16 protein-coding genes, 1 rRNA gene and 1 other annotated feature are annotated in these 17817 nt (G+C 43.1%); of the genes, 14 read left to right on the top strand and 3 right to left on the bottom strand.

The window, feature by feature from the left end; translation table 11 throughout:
* From H8S07_RS15065 to H8S07_RS06705, 4 genes are all read left to right on the top strand, one after another.
* A 23S ribosomal RNA gene (locus H8S07_RS15065) occupies positions 1-94 on the top strand; the annotation flags it as partial.
* 379 nt (positions 95-473) lie between these two features.
* The gene (locus H8S07_RS06695; protein WP_186855719.1) at positions 474-956 is read left to right on the top strand and encodes a MarR family winged helix-turn-helix transcriptional regulator; all 483 of its coding nucleotides are present in this window, start codon (positions 474-476) and stop codon (positions 954-956) included.
* Positions 953-3325: an ABC transporter ATP-binding protein gene (locus tag H8S07_RS06700; protein ID WP_186855720.1), complete on the top strand. Its 2373-nt coding sequence runs from the start codon at positions 953-955 to the stop codon at positions 3323-3325. The genes H8S07_RS06695 and H8S07_RS06700 overlap by 4 nt, the downstream gene beginning before the upstream one ends.
* Position 3326: 1 nt before the next feature.
* A complete protein-coding gene (locus tag H8S07_RS06705) occupies positions 3327-5144 on the top strand; it encodes an ABC transporter ATP-binding protein (RefSeq protein WP_186855721.1) in 1818 nt (605 codons plus the stop codon).
* Here the strand turns inward: H8S07_RS06705 and H8S07_RS06710 are convergent.
* A complete protein-coding gene (locus H8S07_RS06710) occupies positions 5121-5876 on the bottom strand; it encodes a gamma-glutamyl-gamma-aminobutyrate hydrolase family protein (protein ID WP_118661118.1) in 756 nt (251 codons plus the stop codon). The two genes, H8S07_RS06705 and H8S07_RS06710, sit on opposite strands and share 24 nt — an antisense overlap.
* Before the next feature lie 179 nt (positions 5877-6055).
* Complete coding sequence (locus H8S07_RS06715; RefSeq protein WP_186855722.1) at positions 6056-6994, bottom strand: D-2-hydroxyacid dehydrogenase; 939 nt, start codon at positions 6992-6994, stop codon at positions 6056-6058.
* A gap of 178 nt (positions 6995-7172) precedes the next feature.
* On the opposite strand from H8S07_RS06715, the gene H8S07_RS06720 reads away from it, so the two are divergent.
* The 10 genes from H8S07_RS06720 (at position 7173) to rsmH (ending at position 17032) form a co-directional block, all read left to right on the top strand.
* Positions 7173-8042 (top strand): C39 family peptidase, encoded by an 870-nt coding sequence (locus H8S07_RS06720; RefSeq protein ID WP_118661117.1) that lies wholly within the window; start codon positions 7173-7175, stop codon positions 8040-8042.
* A gap of 71 nt (positions 8043-8113) precedes the next feature.
* A complete protein-coding gene (gene thrH / locus H8S07_RS06725) occupies positions 8114-8716 on the top strand; it encodes a bifunctional phosphoserine phosphatase/homoserine phosphotransferase ThrH (RefSeq protein WP_021859882.1) in 603 nt (200 codons plus the stop codon).
* Positions 8717-8834: 118 nt separating this feature from the next.
* Positions 8835-9072: a binding site (T-box leader), on the top strand.
* A gap of 172 nt (positions 9073-9244) precedes the next feature.
* A complete protein-coding gene (locus H8S07_RS06730) occupies positions 9245-10270 on the top strand; it encodes a bile acid:sodium symporter family protein (protein WP_118520281.1) in 1026 nt (341 codons plus the stop codon).
* A gap of 224 nt (positions 10271-10494) precedes the next feature.
* Positions 10495-11559 carry an energy-coupling factor ABC transporter permease gene (locus H8S07_RS06735; protein ID WP_186855723.1) on the top strand — a complete coding sequence of 355 codons (1065 nt, stop codon included), beginning with the start codon at positions 10495-10497 and terminating at the stop codon, positions 11557-11559.
* Positions 11560-11579: 20 nt separating this feature from the next.
* The gene (gene cbiQ, locus H8S07_RS06740; protein ID WP_186855724.1) at positions 11580-12380 is read left to right on the top strand and encodes a cobalt ECF transporter T component CbiQ; all 801 of its coding nucleotides are present in this window, start codon (positions 11580-11582) and stop codon (positions 12378-12380) included.
* Positions 12377-13093, top strand: a complete 717-nt coding sequence (locus H8S07_RS06745; RefSeq protein WP_186855725.1) for an energy-coupling factor ABC transporter ATP-binding protein — start codon at positions 12377-12379, stop codon at positions 13091-13093. Before cbiQ ends, H8S07_RS06745 begins: the two co-directional genes overlap by 4 nt.
* Positions 13090-13839 (top strand): ATP-dependent sacrificial sulfur transferase LarE, encoded by a 750-nt coding sequence (gene larE, locus H8S07_RS06750; RefSeq protein ID WP_118288757.1) that lies wholly within the window; start codon positions 13090-13092, stop codon positions 13837-13839. Before H8S07_RS06745 ends, larE begins: the two co-directional genes overlap by 4 nt.
* On the top strand, positions 13839-14597 hold the full coding sequence (larB, locus tag H8S07_RS06755) for a nickel pincer cofactor biosynthesis protein LarB (protein WP_186855726.1): 759 nt from the start codon (positions 13839-13841) through the stop codon (positions 14595-14597). Before larE ends, larB begins: the two co-directional genes overlap by 1 nt.
* Positions 14594-15853, top strand: coding sequence for a nickel pincer cofactor biosynthesis protein LarC (gene larC, locus H8S07_RS06760; RefSeq protein ID WP_186855727.1), 1260 nt, complete (start codon positions 14594-14596; stop codon positions 15851-15853). The genes larB and larC overlap by 4 nt, the downstream gene beginning before the upstream one ends.
* Positions 15854-15976: 123 nt before the next feature.
* Positions 15977-17032 (top strand): 16S rRNA (cytosine(1402)-N(4))-methyltransferase RsmH, encoded by a 1056-nt coding sequence (gene rsmH / locus H8S07_RS06765; RefSeq protein ID WP_186855728.1) that lies wholly within the window; start codon positions 15977-15979, stop codon positions 17030-17032.
* A gap of 14 nt (positions 17033-17046) precedes the next feature.
* Here rsmH and H8S07_RS06770 read toward each other — a convergent pair whose 3' ends face one another.
* Positions 17047-17634, bottom strand: a complete 588-nt coding sequence (locus tag H8S07_RS06770) for an HD domain-containing protein (RefSeq protein ID WP_186855729.1) — start codon at positions 17632-17634, stop codon at positions 17047-17049.
* Positions 17635-17817 lie beyond the last annotated feature (183 nt).

Consider the following 17817-nt stretch of genomic DNA (forward strand, 5'->3'; position numbering starts at 1 on the left):
AGACCCCTTGAAGACGACGAGGTAGATAGGTCAGAGGTGGAAGTGTGGTAACACATGGAGCTGACTGATACTAATCGGTCGAGGGCATGACCAAGCAAGGTGATAGGTAAAGGATGAAGAATATTTCTTGTATGCAGTTTTGAAGGTATATAACTTACAGAAGTGATTGGTATAAAGCCAGTCACTTTTTTTGTTATAACGACGAGAAAAACGCATGTACCCGTGCAAATACAAACAAATCTTCTATAAAAAATATATAAACTCTCTTGACATTTATATAAGAAGTGAGTATCCTAAACGTTAGACTTTTAATGATTAGTCATCTAATTATTAAAAGTCTAACGTTTTTGCTATAGCGACAAGTTTTATCACTGTTTCTATAGATTACAGAGGAAGCTGCCAGTGGCAGGTTTCACAGGTTAAATAAAGGAAAATAAAAAGAGAGCGCGGTGATTATGGGAGGGGAATACAACATGAAGAGAAAATGGATGGAATCAGGTTTTATGCTGATCCAACAGGTCGCTCATTTAGTAAAATATCAGGCAATGAGAGAGATGGAATCTTTTCATCTTAAACCGAATCAGGTAGGTATTATGTTTATTTTACGTTCAGAAGGCGAATTATCGCAGCGTGAACTGGCAAAGCAGATAGGAATTACACCACCATCGATGACGGTAGCACTTCGAAAATTAGAAAAACAGGGATATGTGCAGAGAAAAGTAGATGAAAAAGATCAAAGAATCCAGAGAATTACGATAACGGATCAGGGAGCAGATTGTCTGAATGAATTAAAAGAGACGATGCATATGTTGGAAGCAGGTCTTTATGAAGGTATTTCCGGAGAAGAACGGAAAGAACTGCAAAGAATTATGCTTCGCATGCGGACAAATATGTTGAATTATAAAGAAATCCAGGGCATGGATATGTGTTCAATTATGGAGGAGAGACATCTATGAGTAAACTTTTTAAATTTATGAAGCCATATGCAGGCGTTGTAGCGGCGATTTTGTGCGTACTGGTTGTGCAGGCATACTGTGATCTGTCATTACCGACATATACTTCGGATATTGTAAATGTCGGAATTCAACAAAACGGAATTGATGAAAAGATTCCGGAGCAGATTGGTGAGGAAGATCTGGAGCATTTGTTACTTCTGGTTCCGGAGAAGGATCAAAGTACTGTGAAAAATGCTTATACGAAAAGCAACAAAAAATATGATACAAAGCAAAACGTATGGCAGTTGAAATCTTCTGTTAAAACAGATGAGAATAAAATGAATAAACTGTCGAATCTGTTAGCAAAACCAATGTTTCTGGCAGCGGGATTTAATTCCGGAAGTGACATGTCGAAAAAGATAGAAATCCAGATGAAAGATCAGATGAAGCAGCAGATGAAAGCGCAGATGAAGAGCCAGATGCAAGATGCGAGCCAGGCAGCACTTTCGTCACAGGCGCAGCCAGAGGAAGCCAAGCAGACTGCTAATGCAAGCCAAGCAGCCTCACAGTTAAAGAAATCAGAAAAAGAGATTGATAAGAAGATTGACAAAATGTCCATTTATGACATATTTGGGCAGATGAAAGGCGCACAGCGTGAGGAGCTTGTGAAAAAGATAGAAAAGAAGATGGATAAATTCCCGGACTCTATGCTGGATCAGGCAGCCTCAACTTATATTAAAGGTGCATATAAACATATCGGAATAGATATGGATAAATATGAGACACATTATATTTTAAATACAGGTGCGAAGATGCTTGCACTGGCAGCGTTGGGAATGATCGCAAGTATTATAGTCGGTCTTATGGCATCACGAGTAGGTGCGGCAATCGGACGTGGACTCAGAAGGGACGTATTCCGTAAGGTAGTAGGATTTTCTAATGGAGAATTTGATAAATTTTCAACTGCGTCTCTGATTACTAGAAGTACGAATGATATTCAACAGATTCAACTTTTAACGGTTATGATTCTGCGTATGGTATTATATGCACCGATTATGGCAATCGGAGGAATTACGAAAGTGTTCCATACAAATGTGGATATGTCCTGGATCATTGCACTTGCTGTTGGATTGATCGTATTGGTTGTAGCAGTATTATTTTTCGTTGTTATGCCAAAATTCAAGATTGTACAGGATCTGGTTGACCGGTTGAACCTTGTCAGCCGTGAGATTTTAACAGGACTTCCGGTTATCCGTGCGTTCAGTACGGAAAAACATGAAGAAAAAAGATTTGATGAAGCAAATAAAAATCTGACAAAAACAAATTTATTTGTCAACCGTGCCATGACATTTATGATGCCGACCATGATGCTGATTATGAACTGTATTACCGTTCTGATTGTATGGATCGGTGGGTACAGTGTCAATGATGGAGCAATGCAGGTTGGCGATATGATGGCATTTATCCAGTATACAATGCAGATTATTATGGCATTCCTAATGATTTGTATGATCTCAGTCATGCTTCCGAGAGCAGCAGTATCAGCAACCCGTGTAGACGAAGTATTGAAGAGCGAGACAAAAATCAATGATCCGGAAACACCGCGGACATTTGCGAAAAATGAGAAGGGTGAAGTTGCATTTGAACATGTTTCGTTCCGCTATCCGGGAGCTGAAGAAGATGTACTGCATGATCTGTCATTTACAGCAAAACCGGGAGAGACAACCGCATTTATCGGAAGTACCGGAAGCGGTAAATCTACGCTGGTAAATCTGATTCCGAGATTTTACGATGTGACAGAAGGAAAGATTACAATTGACGGAACGGACATCCGGGAAGTTTCGCAGCATGATCTGCGTGCCCGTCTTGGATATGTGCCTCAGAAAGGAATTCTGTTTTCCGGTGATATTGCTTCCAATATTATGTATGGTAATCCAGACGGAAGCGAAGAAGAAATGATCGAAGCGGCCGGAATTGCACAGGCACAGGAATTTATTGATACAAAGAAAAAGAAATATCGTAGTCCGATTTCACAGGGCGGTTCCAATGTATCAGGAGGACAGAAACAGAGACTTTCAATTGCGAGAGCAATTGCCAAACATCCGGATGTATATATTTTCGATGACAGTTTTTCCGCGCTGGATTACAAAACGGATGCGGTGCTTCGAAAAGAGTTAAAAGCGAAGACAAAAGACAGTACTGTCATGATTGTTGCCCAACGAATCAGCACGATTCTTCATGCTGAGCAGATCATTGTTCTGGATGATGGACAGATTGTCGGAAAAGGTACACACAAAGAATTGTTGAAATCCTGTGAAGCATATTATCAGATCGCATCTTCCCAGTTATCTGAGAAGGAGCTGGAAGCAGATATGAAGGAGGTGGACTAATATGGCAAGAGGACGTATGCGCAGAGGTCCGGGAGCCCCTGTAGAAAAAGCAAAAGATTTCAAGGGTACGATGAAGAAGCTGTTACAGTATCTTGGAGCTTATAAAATCTCCATTGTGGCAGTAATTATATTCGCAATTGGAAGTACAGTATTTAACATTGTCGGACCGAAAATACTCGGAAGAGCAACAACCGAGATTTTCAAAGGACTTGTTCGGAAAGTTTCCGGTGGTTCAGGAATTGATTTCACGAAAATTGGGAAAATACTTGGAATGTTATTAGTATTGTACCTGTGCAGTGCATTATTTTCCTTTATCCAAGGATATATCATGACAGGTGTATCGCAAAAACTGACTTATCGTATGAGAAAAGAGATTTCGGAGAAGATCAATCGTCTGCCGATGAATTATTTTGATAAAATGACACATGGAGAAGTGCTTTCGAGAATTACGAATGATGTCGATACACTTAGCCAGAGTCTGAACCAGAGTGCGACACAGGTTATTACATCGGTAGCAACAATCATCGGTGTACTTATTATGATGCTCAGTATTAGTCCGCTTATGACATTGACGGCACTTTTACTGCTTCCGATTTCTATGGGATTTATTTCCGTAATTGTAAAACGTTCGCAGAAATATTTCATGAGTCAGCAGGAATATCTGGGACATGTCAACGGACAGGTAGAAGAGGTGTATGGCGGGCATAATATTGTAAAAGCATTTAATAAAGAGCAAGATGTAATTGCAACATTTGATAAAGATAACGATATGTTGTATCAGTCTGCATGGAAATCGCAGTTTTTATCCGGAATGATGATGCCGATCATGCAGTTTGTCGGCAACTTAGGCTATGTGGCAGAAGTTATTCTGGGCGGTTATCTGGCAATGAAAAGCGTGATCGAAGTTGGAGATATCCAGTCCTTCATTCAGTATGTAAGGAATTTTACGCAGCCGATCCAGCAGGTAGCGCAGGTGGCAAATATGCTGCAGTCTACAGCAGCCGCATCTGAGCGTGTATTTGAATTTCTGGAAGAAGAGGAAGAAGAACAGACAGTTACGGATTCCGAGCCGGTCGATGATCTGGAAGGCCGCGTAGAGTTTGACCATGTACATTTCGGATATAACCCAGATCATATAATCATCAATGATTTCAGTGTGAAAGTGGAGCCGGGACAGAAGATTGCGATCGTAGGTCCAACCGGAGCCGGTAAAACAACGATGGTAAAACTTCTGATGCGTTTCTACGATGTGAATGAAGGCGCGATCAAAGTAGATGGACATGATATCCGTGATTTTAATCGTTCCGAGCTTCGAAAAATGTTTGGCATGGTACTGCAGGATACGTGGCTGTTCAAGGGAAGTATTGAAGAAAATATCCGTTATGGTAAATTAGATGCCACACATGAGGAAGTGGTAGAGGCTGCGAAAGCGGCACATGTACACCGGTTTGTACAGACACTTCCGGGGGGCTATAACATGGAACTGAATGAGGAGGCAAGCAACGTGTCACAGGGGCAGAAACAGCTCCTGACCATTGCGAGAGCAATCCTGGAGGATCCGAAGATCCTCATTCTCGATGAAGCAACAAGTTCCGTAGATACACGTACAGAGATTCAAATCCAGAAAGCGATGGATAACCTGATGCGTGGAAGAACAAGTTTCATCATTGCACACCGTCTGTCTACGATCAGAGATGCAGACCTGATCCTTGTTATGAAAGACGGAGATATTGTGGAGCAGGGAAATCATGAGGAACTGCTCGCTAAAAATGGATTTTATGCGGATCTTTATAATTCACAGTTTGAGAGAAGCGCTTAAAGGAAGTGACAAGTGTTTCGCACCGGCAGCCTTTCGGACAAATTGATCAAATAAACGGCGCATTGCTTCGCAGTTTGTGTACATGCACTCGGGATGCCACTGTACACCGACCGCGAAAGTGTGACCGGTAGATTCAATGGATTCGATGACGCCGTCGGAAGTGATACCTGTCATTTTTATATGTTTTCCTAATGTTTTGACACACTGATGGTGATAGCTGTTGACAGCACAGGAATTCCCACAAATTTCATATAACAGGCTATGAGATGCAAAAGCAACCGTATGGCAGGGATCGCTGCGGTCGAGAGAGCGTTGGATATGATTGAAGGAGTTCCGGTTACGGAGAGACAGATCCTGATAGATTGTTCCGCCGAGCGTAAGGTTTAACACCTGCATACCGCGGCAGATGCCTAGTACAGGAAGATGAAAATCCAGTACTTTCTGCATCAGCGTAAGATGAAACTGATCGGTTTTTCTGTCGGTAGTGCCGTGATCAGTCTGCAATTCTTCACCAAAAAGTTCCGGTGTGATATCATCACCGCCGCAGAACAGGAAACCATCGCAGATGCTCAAGTAGCCAGAGAGTGAGTCCGCGTCAGAAAGATAAGGAATAATGACAGGAATTCCATCACTTTTTTCAATTGCCTGAATATAGGAAAATGGCACAAACAGGCGGTCATCTGAAAAGCCGCAAAATACAATGCCGATTACTGGTTTTGTTATAGATTCCATAAAAAGCCTCCCCTGTACATATATTTATTAAAAAATATATGCGTCAGGGAAGGCTTTTATGTAATAGGAAACTTCGCTCCTATTACATAAACCCTCCGGGGGATGCGCACTCGCACGAAGCGGTAATATGTTGCAGGCAACCGTGCTCGGCGCGAGAATGCGCCAAAACACATTCTATCTTATTCTACATGAAAGAATTCTTTCACCTGTCCGAGAATGATCTGCATGAGTCTGGTTCTGGCTTCAATACTTGCCCATGCCACATGCGGTGTGATGAGGAGGTTCGGATAATCCTTTAATTCGCGCAACGGACAGTCTGGGCTCATCGGTTCTACAGCAAGTACATCCAGACCGGCTGCCTGGATGAGATCGGTTTTCAGAGCCGTTGCAAGGTCTTTTTCTACAACGATCGGGCCACGTCCGAGATTCAGGAAAATGCAGCTTTTCTTCATCTTACAGAAAGCGTCGAGATTAAGTAGTCCGTCGGTATATTCATTTAGTGGTGCGTGAACAGAAATAATATCCGAAGTACGGTACAGCGTATCCAGATCGACCTGATGATAACCGTTCTGCGGGGCACTGCCGGATGGAGAAGCGTAGATAACATCAGCACCGAAAGCGGAAGCGATAGAAGCAACGCGGCGGCCGATGTTGCCAAGTCCGATGATTCCCCATGTTTTTCCCTTTAATTCGTAGAATACTTTTTCAAAATGTGTAAATATCGTGTCATTGGTATAACGGTCAGATTTGACATATTCATCATAGTACCGCAGATGTTCCAGCAGATAGAAGAACATGGCAAATGTATGCTGCGCAACGGATTCCGTAGAATAGCCGGCAACATTTCTCCATGCAATTCCTCGTTTGTTGAGATAATCCTTGTCCAGGTTGTTCGTGCCTGTAGCAGTGACGCACACCAGTTTCAGATTCTCGGCAGTACCGATGGTAGATTCATTTATCTGTATTTTATTAACGATAATGACATCGGCATCTTTTACGCGTTCCGGTACTTCTTCGGATGTAGAAAATGCGTAGCGTGTGACATCGCCGATCGCATCAAAACCAGACAGATCGATATCATCGCCGATAGTTTTTGCATCTAAAAAAACGATTTTCATATATAGTTGGTCCTCCTTGTGAGTATTGGATGTGTATGTGGTTAGGATAACTGTATTTTGAGAACATGTCAAATTTTTCTTTTTTAAGAATTGTTAAGAAAATCATAAGATGACTCACCTTGTAATTATTTTGTAACATATTGTATAATGTCTTTCAGATAAGGAGAGTCACATACAGATGAAAGAAATCAAAAAACAGAAAAATAAAAAACGAAAACAGATTCTCAGAAGAAGGATTTACATGATGACTGCAGGAATTTTTGTGCTGCTTGCAGTCGCGTTTGCCATAGGACATCACTCGGCGGGAAAGGAAGATGATCTGTCGTCGAAGACGAAGGAAGTAATACAAAATAAGACACAGGAAGAGATGTACACAAGCCGTCTCGAACGGGTGAAAGCAATGGCAAAGAACCAGGGCTATCCGAAAGGTGTCATTGAGCTGCTGGACAAGAACGAAGATACGATTGACTTCGTGGAGGATTATGGAGAGAAGAAAGATCAGGCAGTAGCAAAAGATATTGGCGTGAAGATACAAAAGGGCACGATACCGGAGCTGATCCAGTGGGATGAACGCTGGGGATATACAAAGTATGGAACCAGCATTGTTGCGGTCAGCGGCTGCGGACCGACCTGTATGTCCATGGTTGTGTCAGGGCTTACCGGTAATACGAAGATCACGCCGGCAAGAACAGCAGCATACAGCGTACGTCACAATTTGATCGATGAAGAAAATAACACGTACTGGGAATTTATGGAGAAAGCAGCAAAGCATTGGGGACTGAACTGCTATGCAGGAATGTTGAATAAGAAGCAGTTGAAAGCAGAGCTTTGCAAAGGACATCCGGTTATTTGCAGTGTAGGACCGGGAGATTTTACAAAGAATGGACATTTTATTGTGTTGTCAGGATGGAAGGACGGAAAGATTCAGGTAAATGATCCATTCAGCCGTCAGAACAGTCAGAAACTGTGGACTTACAGCAGAATAAAGAAACAGGCAAAGTCTATGTGGGTATATAGTTATTCTAAAAAACAAGTGCAAGAGCGGTAAAAGTGTGTTACTATGAATGTACTATGTTAAAGTAGTAACGTAAAAGAGAACGGCAGCAGGAGGAAGAAGCGATGTATATTACTTGTTTAGATGTAGAAGGTGTATTAGTACCAGAGATATGGGTAGCATTTGCTGAAGAAAGCGGAATCCCGGAATTAAAGAGAACAACCAGAGACGAACCGGATTATGATAAATTGATGAACTGGCGTCTGAGTATTTTAAAGGAGCATGGACTTGGACTGAAGGAAATTCAGGAGACAATTTCCAGAATTAATCCACTTCCGGGCGCAAGAGAATTTCTGGATAAATTAAGAAGCTTTACACAGGTTATACTGATCAGTGATACATTTACAGAATTTGCGGCTCCACTTATGGAGAAACTGGGGTATCCGACCTTGTTTTGCAACAGTCTTGAAGTAGCAGAAGATGGTGAGATTACCGGATTCAAGATGCGTATTGAGCAGTCTAAGTTGAGCACAGTAAAAGCATTGCAGTCTATCGGTTTTGATACGATCGCCAGCGGGGATTCTTATAATGACCTCGGCATGATTAAGGCAAGTAAAGCTGGCTTTTTATTCCGGAGCACAGAGCAAATCAAAACAGACAATCCACAGATTCCGGCATATGAGACATATGATGAGCTGATGCAGGCAATTAAAGATACAATGGTATAGCAAGATATTAAAATAACAGACATCATAAAATATCAAAAAAAACAGAGTGCGTTCTAATTTTTGCTTGACTTTTGAAAATTCAGGTATATAATAAATAACGTAAGTACATAAAGTTCACCGAAATTCGTTGATGAGAACAAAGCCGGATTTATATTTATTTGCAGAGAGCCTGTGGCTGGTGTGAACAGGCAATAAGTGAATCGGGATATCCTCTCTGAGAAGCAGGTTGAAAGAAAGATTAGTAAACCTCGCCGGTATCCCCCGTTACAGGGATGGCATATGTCAGTATGCGACAGAGTGTTGCAGAAATTTTCTGCAGAATCAGGGTGGTAACGCGGATAGAATTCGTCCCTCTTCAGATGAGAAGTCTGAGGAGGGATTTTTTATATAATCAGGAGATATAATTTCCTGTTATATAGAAAGCTTCCGGCAGGATATGCATTGGGGCGTACAATGATGATGTCACAGGCAACCGCCGTAGGCGTTGAAAAAATCGGTGAGCAGTATGATGAAGGAGGAATAAACAATATGAAAGCATTACAAAAAGCAAGCAAATTTTTATCAGACTACACATCGATTGTTGTAATTGCAATCGCAGTTGTGACCTTTTTTGTACCGTCTATGATGGGATGGGTGAATCAGGCATTATTTACAGACATGGTGGCAAATAAATTTACCAGTCAGTCCGTGATCATCGGAATTATCATGTTCAGTATGGGACTGACGTTGACAACAGAAGACTTTAAGATCCTTGCACAGAGACCATTTGATATCTGTGTGGGTGCGATCGCACAATATTTAATTATGCCATTTCTGGCATTTGCACTGACAAAAACATTGCATCTGCCGGATGGAATTGCACTTGGACTGATTCTGGTTGGCTGCTGTCCTGGTGGTGTATCATCCAATATCATGTCTTATCTGTGCGGTGGAGATGTAGCATTTTCTGTAGGAATGACAACAGTTTCCACGTTGATTTCACCGGTTATGACACCGCTGATGGTATCTTTCCTGGCAAGTGGAACAAAAATTACAATTCACGGACTTCCGATGTTTGTATCTATTATTGAAACCGTTATCTTACCGGTTGCAGTTGGATTTTTATTTAACTATTTATATGGAAAGAAGAGAATGTTCCACGAGATTCAGCAGATGATGCCTGGTGTTGCCGTGCTTGGACTCGCCTGCGTAGTCGGTGGAGTTGTATCTTCGCAGGGAGATAAGTTCTTCCAGTCAGGAGCAGTTATTTTCATAGCAGTGCTTCTTCATAACGGACTTGGTTATCTGCTTGGATATGGAGCCGGAAAGCTGGTTGGCATGAATACATCAAAGAAGAGAACGATTTCTATCGAAGTCGGAATGCAGAATGCCGGACTTGCAACGAACCTTGCAACAACAACAGCTCAGTTTGCTTCCACACCGGAATCTGCAATTATCTGTGCGGTATCTTGTACATGGCACTCCATTTCCGGAACGTTACTGGCAGGAATGTTTGCAATGTATGATAAACATAAAGAAAAAGCAGCAGATGCAGTAAAAGTTAAGACAGCATAATAGCGAGAGCAGAAATAGATTCCATGGATGCGATCAATGCGATTGAATCTTCGATGACTGCAAAACGGAGAGAAACAGTAAATATAGAAGCTGTTTCATCTCCGTTTTTTAATTATGCATGTGTTTTTATGTAGAAAAGAAAAATTTTTTCTGGTTGAAAAAAGGATTGTTTATCTTGTACAATAAAGGTACTGTAGAATTATCTTGGGGGAGGGAAATTATTTATGCACATGTCAGATGCATTACTTTCACCGGCAGTTGGCGGTGCGATGTATGCAGTAAGTGCGGTATCAATCGCTTATGCAGTACAGAAGGTTAAAAAGGATGATTTGGGAGAGAAGAATCTGCCGATGATGGCAGTTGCAGGGGCATTTACTTTCGCAGCACAGATGATTAATTTTACGATTCCGGGGACTGGTTCCAGCGGACATATCGGAGGTGGAATCCTGCTGGCGGGACTGCTTGGCGGAACTCCGGCTGTAGTGACGCTGACCGCAGTTTTACTGATCCAGTGCCTGTTCTTTGCAGATGGAGGACTTCTGGCACTAGGAGCGAATATTTTTAATATGGGAGTCATTCCCTGCCTGTTTGTATGTCCGCTTATTTTCAGACCAATCTTAAGAAAAGGCGTGACGCATAAGAGGATTATGATTGCTTCCGTTGTATCCTGTGTAGTGGGATTGCAACTGGGGGCTTTTTGTGTTGTTCTACAGACACTGGCATCAGGCGTGACAGAGCTGCCATTTCATACATTTGTACTGCTGATGCAGCCAATTCATCTGGCGATTGGCTTTGTGGAAGGCATTATTACAGCAGGTATTCTGAATTTTGTATACCAGATGCGTCCGGAGATTCTGACAGATGTATTGGAAAGATTGGAGAAACCAGCAGAGAGAATAAGATACATAGAAGAATCTGATAAGGGCAGGTCTGACAGTGTGTCTGCGAAAAAAGTGATTCTGCTATTTGCAGTTCTTGCAATTTTGGTCGGTGGCGGACTGTCGTTGTATGCTTCTGCCAATCCGGATGGTCTGGAATGGTCGGTGGAGAAGACAGCAGGGATGGCAGAGCTTAAGGAACAAGGTTCTGTGCAGAAAACACTTGGTGCTATCCAACAGAAAATATCAATCCTGCCGGATTATGATTTCAAAGACGGCAGAGGAAAAGGAACAAGCTTTGCCGGAGTAGCGGGTGCAGGAATTACCTGTCTGCTGATCGGTGCAGCAGGATGGGGAATTTCAAGAGCAAAACGTACAAAGAATACAGGAAAAGAGAAAGCTCGGAAATAAATGGAATGGGAGGCAGTGATATGGCAGACATAAGGAGTAAATTAAATATGTTATATTCCTTAGAGCAGTTGTCTTCCGGAGAAAATGCATTTAAGAAGCTTCATTCACTGGCAAAATTAATTGTAACGGCAGTCTATCTGGTGTGTGTTGCATCACTTGGGAAATATGATTTGACGAGACTTACTCTGTTTCTTGCATATCCGGTACTTATGATGGCGATGGCACAGATTCCATGGAAAATGATCTTAAAGCGGGCAGCAGTAGCAATGCCTTTTTGTATATTTGCGGGAGTGAGCAATCTTATTTTTGACAGAACCGTGATTGCATATGCCGGAAAGATTGCAGTGACCGGAGGAATGTTGTCATTTGCAATGTTATTATGCCGGACACTGTTGTGCGTCAGTGCGATTCTGATTCTGGTAGCGGTCACACCATTTTCAGAATTAATGGATCAGTTACGCAGACTTCATGTGCCGGAACTTCTGGTGACTCTGCTGGAGATGGTTTATCGGTATATCGGAGTGCTGGTGGAAGAAGCATCCGGGATGGTGACGGCATTCCGTTTAAGAGGAAACGGTGCAAAATGGCCAGGGATTTCAGAATTTGGCTCATTTGTCGGGCAGTTATTTCTGCGCAGTGCAGACCGGGCAGAACGGATCTATCAAGCAATGCAGTGCAGGCTTTATACCTTACATGATGTACAGAAAAAAAAACCAGAATGGAAATTATGCGATACCTTTTTTCTGATTGCGGGTGCAGGGACCTCCGTTCTGTTCAGATGGATAGATTTTACGGAAATATTAGGAGGAATTTTGCTATGATAGCAATGCAGGACTGGACAGTTACATATCCGGACGGGACAATTGCAGTCGATCATCTGAATCTTAAAATCCAGCCGGGAGAGCATCTGGCAATCATCGGGGCAAATGGAGCCGGGAAGAGTTCACTCATTCTTTCGATGGTCGGTGTGATACCGGGAAGCGGACGGATCCACGTAGACGGAGTAGAGCTTAACAAAAAGAATCTGACAGAGATTCGCAAAAAAGTCGGCGTGGTATTTCAGAATCCGGATGATCAGTTATTTTTGCCAACGATCTATGATGATGTTGCCTTTGGACCACGGAATTTGGGAATGGATGAAGAATCGGTGCGTTACCGTGTAGAGGATCGGCTGGAACTGCTTCATATTTCACATTTACGAAATAAAAGCGCACTGAAATTATCTGGTGGTGAAAAAAGGATGGCAGCTATGGCCACTGTTCTGGCAATGAAGCCGGATGTGATGGTATTTGACGAGCCGACAGCCTTTCTTGATCCGAAGTCCAGACGGAATCTGATCTGTGTATTACAGAAACTTCCGCATACAATGCTGATTGCAACACATGATCTTACTTTTGTTGCAGAGGTCTGTCCGCGCTGCATTTTATTAAAAGAAGGCAAACTATTTGCAGATGGCCAGGCGGAAGATTTATTATATAATAAGGAACTGATGGAATCGGCAGATGTAGAAGCAATAGGAGGACCAAACTCATGAATCTGACAGGATTTTTTAAAGAGAATCCTAAAATTGCACTGGGTTTTTCCGGTGGTGTAGATTCTTCATATCTGCTTTATGCTGCAGCGCAGTGTGGCGTAGATATCAAACCGTATTTTATAAAAACAGCATTTCAGCCGGAATTTGAGCTGGAGGATGCAAGACGTTTTGCAAAACAGGTGGGTGTAGAGCTGACAGTGATTTCGCATGAGATCTTAAGCCATGAAGAAGTGGTAAAGAATCCGGCAAACCGTTGTTATTATTGCAAGACAGTGTTGTTCGGACTGTTGAAAGAAAGAGCAGTCTCGGATGGATATACTGTGTTGATCGATGGCACGAATGCATCTGATGATGTCGGAGACCGTCCGGGAATGAGAGCATTGAAGGAAATGCAGGTTCGTTCTCCGCTCAGAGAATGTGGACTGACAAAGATGGAAATCCGCTGCCTCTCAAAAGAAGCCGGATTGTTTACCTGGAACAAACCTGCATATGCCTGTCTCGCGACAAGAATTCAGACAGGGACAGGGATTGAAGCAGAGATGTTAAAGAAAGTTGAGCATGCAGAAGAAGAACTCTTTCAGATGGGATATACTGATTTCCGCGTGCGCGTATTTCATGGCGCAGCTCGTCTGCAGTTTCAGCCGGAAGATATGATGCATGCGATTGAGAAACGAAAAGAGATCAGAGAACGGCTGGCACCGTGGTTTGACACGGTGTTACTGGATATGAAAGGCAGGGAACCGTAGTGGAACAGAAAGAAGTACGCGCTTTGCTGGAACAGGTTTCCAGTGGGGAACTGGATATAGATGAAGCCATGTTAAAGCTTAAGGAAGCGCCGTTTGAGGATCTGGGATTTGCGAAGCCGGATTATCACCGGGCTCTCCGGCAGGGAATTGGAGAGGTAATCTATGGTGCAGGAAAGACGCCGGAGCAGATTCATGATATTGTTGCATCCATGGTACAGCAGGGACAGAAAAGTATTCTGATCACCCGCATGAGCAGCGAAGCGGCGGAGGCGGTTGAACAGGATTTTATAATAAAATATGATAAATACAGCAGAATCGGACTGGTAGGAGAGATACCGGAGCCGGATGGAATCGGTAAGGTCGTTGTGGCGGCTGCCGGAACGAGTGATCTGCCGGTGGCAGAGGAAGCTGCACAGACAGCAGAGTGTTTCGGAAATGAAGTCATACGTCTGTATGATGTAGGTGTTGCGGGACTTCACCGTCTGCTGGCACATCGGGAAGAGATTATGACAGCACGGGTGATTGTTGCAGTTGCCGGGATGGAAGGTGCACTTGCATCGGTAATCGGCGGACTTGCAGACTGTCCAGTGATCGCAGTGCCGACCAGTGTCGGCTATGGCGCAAGTTTTGGCGGCGTGTCGGCACTGCTGGCAATGTTAAATTCCTGCGCCAGCGGAGTTAGCGTTGTGAATATTGATAATGGATTTGGCGCCGGTTATCTGGCGAGCATGATCAATCATATGGAGGGGAAGAGATGAAAACATTATATTTAGACTGTGGAATGGGCGCGGCAGGTGATATGTTAAGTGCCGCACTTCTGGAGCTGTATCCGGAACCGGAACAGTTTATAAAGCGTCTAAACCGCCTTGGGATACCGAAAGTGGAATTTCAGGCAGAACCGGCGGTGAAATGTGGCATTACAGGAACGCACATGACAGTGAAAGTAGATGGCATGGAAGAAGTAAGCACAGATCACCATGAGGAAGCACACCATTATGAGCATCATTACGGTGAACACAGCCACCATCATGACCATCATAATATGCAGAGTATTACTGCAATCGTAGGAAATCTGGATATACAGGAAGAAGTAAAAAAAGACATACTTGCTGTGTATGATCTGATCGCACAGGCTGAAAGCCATGTGCACGGTTGCCCGGTAGACGAAATCCATTTTCACGAAGTCGGTTCCATGGATGCAGTTGCTGATGTGACAGCAGTCTGTCTTCTGATGCATGAACTGAAACCGGAGCGTGTAGTTGCTTCTCCGGTACACGTAGGAAGCGGACATGTCCACTGCGCACACGGAATCCTTCCGGTTCCGGCACCTGCGACAGCATGGATTCTGCAAGATATTCCAACTTACGGCGGAAAGGTGAGAGGAGAGCTGTGTACACCAACAGGAGCTGCGCTTTTAAAATATTTCGTTCAGGAATTTGGAAGCCAGCCGCCGATGCGTGTGGAAGGAATCGGTTACGGCTGTGGGCAGAAAGAATTTGAAGTAGCAAACTGTGTCCGTGCAATGTGCGGAGAAACGGCAGATAATCAGGATTATATCGTGGAACTTCGCTGTAATCTGGATGACATGACACCGGAAGCAGTTGGATTTGCAATGGAAGAGTTATTTGCAGCAGGAGCATTGGATGTATATACGACAGCAGTCGGAATGAAAAAGAATCGACCGGGAATCTTACTGACCTGTATGTGTAAGGAAAAACAGAGAGAAGAAATGATTCGGTTACTGTTTTTACATACGACAACTTTAGGAGTACGGGAATCTGTCTGCAACCGTTATACGTTGAAGCGTACAATGAAGACTGAAACGACGGTATATGGCAATGTGCGGATAAAAGAAGTATCCGGCTGGGGGATAAAACGTCAGAAAGCAGAGTATGAAGATCTGGCTCGGATCGCCAGAGAACAGGAGATGCCAATCGCACAGGTGAGAGAGTGTGTGATGGCACTTTCCGGAATGAGCAATCAGGAGCAGATGTCTTACATTCCAAACATATGATTCCATGTACAGTATGCTGTTATTGTATTGAAGGCTGTCCGCAGCATTTACAAATCAGAGACTTGTTAAAAGAAGTTACAGAAGAATTTGAAAAAGAAGAAAAACGAAAGAATAGGAGCTATCATGGAACAGAATACAGAGAAAGTCCACAAAAGACGTGTACGATATAAAGGAAAATATCCACGGAAATATGAAGAAAAATACAAAGAATTAAATCCGGAGAAATACAAAGAAACGATTGCACATGTGATCAGCAAGGGAAATACGCCTGCCGGTATGCATATATCTATCATGGTAAAAGAGATCCTGGATTTCCTTCAGATAAAGCCGGGAGAAACAGGATTTGATGCAACGCTTGGATATGGCGGGCATACAAAGGCAATGATGGAATGTCTGAAAGGCGAAGGTCATATGTATGCGACAGATGTCGATCCGGAAGAATCAGCAAAGACAAAGAAACGTCTTGCAGAACAGGGTTTCGGTGAAGATATCCTGACAGTAAAACTTCAGAACTTCTGTACGATTGATGAGATTGCAGAAGAAATAGGTGGTTTTGATTTTATCCTTGCGGATCTGGGTGTTTCATCTATGCAGATCGATAATCCGAAACGAGGATTTTCTTTCCGTGCTGACGGTCCGCTGGATCTGCGGCTGAATCAGGAGAAAGGAATCAGCGCTGCAGAGCGTTTGGATGAGATCAGCAGGGAAGAGCTTGCCGGAATGTTATATGAAAATTCTGACGAGCCATACTGTGAAGAGATTGCAAAAGCAATTACAGATGAGATTCGCAAGGGAAACCGTGTAGATACGACTACAAAATTGCGGGAGCTTATTGCAGATACACTGGATTTTCTCCCGGAGAAGGAGAAGAAAGATACGATCCGCAAGACTTGCCAGAGAGTGTTCCAGGCACTTCGTATTGATGTAAACCGTGAGTTTGAAGTACTGTATGAATTTATGGAAAAGCTTCCGGATGCGTTAAAACCGGGAGGACGTGTGGCGATTCTTACTTTCCATTCAGGAGAAGACAAGTTGGTGAAAAAGGCTTTAAAAGCTGGATATAAAGCGGGAATTTATTCTGATTACGCGAAAGATGTGATCCGCCCATCTGCGCAGGAGTGCGCACAGAACGGACGTGCAAGATCTACGAAGATGCGTTGGGCTATTAAAGCTCGGTAATTTTAAAAGGGGAACTATTCTTTGATGTTCCCCTTTTTGATGTTTTCTTTCAGAATCTGGTCTGTAATTTCATATAACTGCTTAGAGCCATATCTGGTTTTCTGCTGTCTGCCATAAACCTGTGAGGCGTATACTTCATGTTCCCGCCAGTCAGCACCGCCATTACTGTTGTTGAGAAGAAGAGGCTGTAGGTTATCCATTACGTGGGCGAATCTGGATTCAGCGGTTCTGGCTTCTTCAAATTCGTCAAAAAGAGCAGTCAGCTCTTCTTTCTGTGCATTCGGAAGTAAGGAAAAAATTCGTTCTTTTGCGGCATCTTCTCGTGCTTTCTGTGTTTTCAGCCCTTCTGTGTCATAAGCGTAAGTATCCCCGGCATCAATTTCTACAATGTCATGGATCAGACACATGATCATGACTTTGGTAATATCAACCGGTTCGTTAGAATATTCTTTTAAAAGATATGCCATGATCGCCATATGCCAGGCATGTTCTGCATCATTTTCACGTCTGCCGTGGCCGGACAGATGTGTCTGTCTTAAAATGTTTTTCTCTTTATCAATTTCCAGAATAAAGTCAAGCTGTTGTTTTAATTTATCGTTCATGTTAATGTCCTCCTGTACATATATCGCGGGACAAAGTCCCATTTTTTGACTCATAATAGGGCTGATTTCAAAATCATACAATTACACATGAGCAGGTTCAGACGGAAGTATGATCTTGTTATCCGGATATCATATTTTACATATAGAATAGTGCGTGTTATACTAAAAAGCAAGATATAAAAA

Origin of the sequence: Dorea hominis (assembly GCF_014287705.1) — a bacterium.
Lineage (GTDB): Bacteria > Bacillota > Clostridia > Lachnospirales > Lachnospiraceae > Dorea_D > Dorea_D hominis.

What these genes read in the sequence shown, in the direction of transcription:
- H8S07_RS06730 (WP_118520281.1), top strand. Translation starts at nt 9,245, where the DNA reads ATGAAAGCATTACAAAAAGCAAGCAAATTTTTATCAGACTACACATCG.
- H8S07_RS06715 (WP_186855722.1), bottom strand. Translation starts at nt 6,994, where the DNA reads ATGAAAATCGTTTTTTTAGATGCAAAAACTATCGGCGATGATATCGAT.
- H8S07_RS06735 (WP_186855723.1), top strand. Translation starts at nt 10,495, where the DNA reads ATGCACATGTCAGATGCATTACTTTCACCGGCAGTTGGCGGTGCGATG.
- H8S07_RS06745 (WP_186855725.1), top strand. Translation starts at nt 12,377, where the DNA reads ATGATAGCAATGCAGGACTGGACAGTTACATATCCGGACGGGACAATT.
- H8S07_RS06705 (WP_186855721.1), top strand. Translation starts at nt 3,327, where the DNA reads ATGGCAAGAGGACGTATGCGCAGAGGTCCGGGAGCCCCTGTAGAAAAA.
- H8S07_RS06695 (WP_186855719.1), top strand. Translation starts at nt 474, where the DNA reads ATGAAGAGAAAATGGATGGAATCAGGTTTTATGCTGATCCAACAGGTC.
- H8S07_RS06720 (WP_118661117.1), top strand. Translation starts at nt 7,173, where the DNA reads ATGAAAGAAATCAAAAAACAGAAAAATAAAAAACGAAAACAGATTCTC.
- larE (WP_118288757.1), top strand. Translation starts at nt 13,090, where the DNA reads ATGAATCTGACAGGATTTTTTAAAGAGAATCCTAAAATTGCACTGGGT.
- thrH (WP_021859882.1), top strand. Translation starts at nt 8,114, where the DNA reads ATGTATATTACTTGTTTAGATGTAGAAGGTGTATTAGTACCAGAGATA.
- H8S07_RS06770 (WP_186855729.1), bottom strand. Translation starts at nt 17,634, where the DNA reads ATGAACGATAAATTAAAACAACAGCTTGACTTTATTCTGGAAATTGAT.
- rsmH (WP_186855728.1), top strand. Translation starts at nt 15,977, where the DNA reads ATGGAACAGAATACAGAGAAAGTCCACAAAAGACGTGTACGATATAAA.
- H8S07_RS06710 (WP_118661118.1), bottom strand. Translation starts at nt 5,876, where the DNA reads ATGGAATCTATAACAAAACCAGTAATCGGCATTGTATTTTGCGGCTTT.
- cbiQ (WP_186855724.1), top strand. Translation starts at nt 11,580, where the DNA reads ATGGCAGACATAAGGAGTAAATTAAATATGTTATATTCCTTAGAGCAG.
- larC (WP_186855727.1), top strand. Translation starts at nt 14,594, where the DNA reads ATGAAAACATTATATTTAGACTGTGGAATGGGCGCGGCAGGTGATATG.
- H8S07_RS06700 (WP_186855720.1), top strand. Translation starts at nt 953, where the DNA reads ATGAGTAAACTTTTTAAATTTATGAAGCCATATGCAGGCGTTGTAGCG.